Raw genomic sequence first — 2,979 nt, forward strand, 5'->3', positions numbered from 1 at the left:
GAATAAAGCGGGTCGGCCCTGACTGCCGCGTACGAAGATCGTGAGCGCCGCTGACTCCCGGCCATGACGTCACGATATCAATAATTTCCTGACGTTCTTCATCGGGTAAGGCGCGATCCAACAATGACTGTACCGCCTCATACCCCATGCGTAATGCGCTATATAAAATATAGATGCCAATCCCGAGCGCAAACAAGGCATCTGCGCGATGCCAGCCGTACCATGCCAGCCCAAGCGCAATGAGAATCGCACCGTTCATCATAACATCAGACTGATAATGAAGCATATCCGCCCGAACTGCCTGACTTTGCGTACGCTTTACCACCCAGCGCTGAAACGAGACCAGTATGATTGTGCACACTAACGCAATGATGGTGACAATCACCCCGACACCGGGATCTTTCATCGGCGTGGGTTGGATAAGATGCTGAATCCCGGTCAGGAATAAAAACAGCGCCGAACCGGAAATAAACATGCTTTGCGCCAGCGCCGCCAGCGATTCCGCTTTACCATGTCCGAAGGTATGTTCATCATCGGCCGGCTGCAAAGAATAGCGCACCACCAACAGGTTGGTTAACGACGCCGCGATATCCACCAAAGAATCCACCAGTGCAGCCAGAATACTGACCGATCCGGTGTACCACCACGCAAAAATTTTGATCAAAAGTAACAGCGATGCCATCACGGTCGCCGCGATTGCCGCCCGGCTAACCAGCCGCCCATAGGTTTGATTCATAAACACTCCTGCCATCATCTTGGCGTAGTATAACTCATAGCGATGATCGTCTGACGACAGCGAAGTGTAGAAAATGAGATATAACCGTTTAGCACCAGCCTGAGTAAACAATTATCAACAAAGTGAATAATAGAAAACATTTTATATATATATCATTTAGCATCAATTAAAAATCAAACGACCTAAATAATAATAAAAATCGGCACAGCCTCTGAATTACTCATAATTAATATTGCCTTTACTACTCTTTTATTATTATATTTTCCTTGCAGGTCACTTATTCACTCTGTAATAGATAAGTCAAGCGAATATAAAGGAAAAAATAATGAAACATAGTATATGTACTGCGCTTACGCTCGCCCTACTTTCAGGCTCTGCGGCAGCCGCGACGGAAAGCATGCAATGCCCAGCGCCAGAAAACATCACTTATGAAAACCATATTTATACCTCTCCCGTTACCTTATCCGGATGGGAAGGGAGCTGGAATTCTCAAGTACACCAACAGAAGGACATTAAACGCTTCGTCACTGCACTTTATTTTGCAAAAAATAAACTGGCTGAAGGCGTATTAGTCAACTGCACTTACGAACTGGCAAACGGCCAGGAAATTGACCTGACGTATAGCCGTAAAGGGAAAGAGAATATACTCAGCAATCTGATTGTGTCGATTGAAGGAAACGATAACTGGTATCCTGAATCGGCCGCGAAAACCGAACGTTTTTATGATTGCGACAAGTCAGCAGACGCCTGCGGATTCGAACCACTGCAGACAGTCTATAACTGATCCCTTCTCCCTTCGCCTGCCACCCAAGCACGCCCCATCAGAGACCGTTTTTTGGGCAAAAAAAACCCCCACATCATGTGGGGGAAGACAGGGATGGTGTCTATGGCAAGGAAAACAGGGTTACTACTGGGAACGTGAGTTGCTACTACTCAATAAATTCAACGATGAGCTTTTTTGCCAGTGCGCGACGTCGCGCAGTTGCTCCATTCGTTGTTCATGTTTCTCATTTAAAACCGCTTGCTGCTCGGGCGTTAACAGGCGATACATCTGGTTGCGAATCCTGGCTATTTCAACCTGGCGGGCAACCTGTTCTTGCGCCATTCTTTCTGCCTGAGCGCGCACAGCGCTTTCGTCAAATTTCTCTGCGGTGACAAGGCGATGCATTGTCTCCATTTCGCTAACATTAACAGGAGGCTGTTCGTGTCTTGCCTGCTGCATTAAATCTCGCATCTGTTGACGTTGATGTTCGGTTAAACTGATACCGTCAAACATGTGGCTCTGTACGCTGCGTTGCGCGGAGCCTTCACCCAGGTGCCAGTGATCGCCTGTGACGACTTCAGCTGCATGGCTTAAGGTACTGAATGCCAGCGTTGAGGCCATGACGGCAGCGGTAACTTTGCCCATCACTTGCTCCCAAAATCTTTTCTGTCGCGATTCAACGAGAGACAGTTTACGATTCGGGCTGCAAACATGCGTCAGGGGGTGTAAAACAACGTAAAGTCATAGATTAGCGACGCCTGATGACGTAATTTCTGCCTCGGAGGTACGTAAACAATGAATAAAATCCTGTTAGTTGATGATGACCGAGAGCTGACTTCCCTGTTAAAGGAGTTGCTCGAAATGGAAGGTTTCGATGTGCTGGTTGCCCATGATGGGGAACAGGCGCTCGAGCTTCTGGATGACAGCATCGATTTACTTTTGCTCGACGTCATGATGCCGAAGAAAAACGGCATCGATACACTGAAAGCGCTTCGCCAGACACACCAGACCCCCGTAATCATGCTGACCGCTCGCGGCAGTGAATTGGATCGCGTTCTCGGCCTTGAACTGGGCGCGGACGACTATTTACCGAAACCGTTTAACGACCGCGAACTGGTCGCGCGCATCCGCGCTATTCTGCGTCGCTCGCACTGGAGCGAACAGCAGCAGAGCAGCGACAACGGCTCGCCGACTCTGGAAGTGGATGCGTTAAGCCTCAACCCGGGTCGCCAGGAAGCCAGCTTCGACGGGCAAACTCTGGAGCTAACCGGCACCGAATTCACCCTGCTCTATTTGCTGGCGCAGCATCTCGGCCAGGTGGTTTCGCGTGAACATCTGAGCCAGGAAGTGCTGGGCAAACGCCTGACGCCTTTCGATCGCGCGATCGACATGCATATCTCGAACCTGCGTCGTAAGCTGCCAGAGCGTAAAGATGGGCATCCGTGGTTTAAAACGCTGCGTGGTCGCGGCTACCTGATGG

The 2,979-nt window shown here is 49.6% G+C and carries 4 protein-coding genes; 2 read left to right on the plus strand and 2 right to left on the minus strand.

Annotation, left to right across the window (positions count from 1 at the left end):
* Positions 1-736 (minus strand): CDF family cation-efflux transporter FieF (fieF, locus tag KQJ18_RS23020; RefSeq protein WP_216422844.1); only part of this gene is annotated, 736 nt, incomplete at its 3' end.
* 325 nt (positions 737-1,061) lie between these two features.
* Here fieF and KQJ18_RS23025 point away from each other — a divergent pair.
* Positions 1,062-1,520: a DUF3757 domain-containing protein gene (locus tag KQJ18_RS23025; protein ID WP_087856657.1), complete on the plus strand. Its 459-nt coding sequence runs from the start codon at positions 1,062-1,064 to the stop codon at positions 1,518-1,520.
* 123 nt (positions 1,521-1,643) lie between these two features.
* Here the strand turns inward: KQJ18_RS23025 and cpxP are convergent, their stop codons facing one another.
* Positions 1,644-2,144: a cell-envelope stress modulator CpxP gene (gene cpxP / locus KQJ18_RS23030; RefSeq protein ID WP_069324867.1), complete on the minus strand. Its 501-nt coding sequence runs from the start codon at positions 2,142-2,144 to the stop codon at positions 1,644-1,646.
* 150 nt (positions 2,145-2,294) lie between these two features.
* Between cpxP and cpxR the strand changes: the two genes are divergently transcribed.
* Positions 2,295-2,979, plus strand: a 685-nt coding sequence (gene cpxR / locus KQJ18_RS23035) for an envelope stress response regulator transcription factor CpxR (RefSeq protein WP_216422846.1), incomplete at its 3' end; no start/stop codon positions are given.

The sequence above is a fragment of the Citrobacter sp. S55_ASV_140 genome (assembly GCF_018919505.1).
Taxonomy (GTDB): domain Bacteria; phylum Pseudomonadota; class Gammaproteobacteria; order Enterobacterales; family Enterobacteriaceae; genus Citrobacter; species Citrobacter werkmanii.

What these genes read in the sequence shown, in the direction of transcription:
- KQJ18_RS23025 (WP_087856657.1), top strand. Translation starts at nt 1,062, where the DNA reads ATGAAACATAGTATATGTACTGCGCTTACGCTCGCCCTACTTTCAGGC.
- cpxP (WP_069324867.1), bottom strand. Translation starts at nt 2,144, where the DNA reads ATGGGCAAAGTTACCGCTGCCGTCATGGCCTCAACGCTGGCATTCAGT.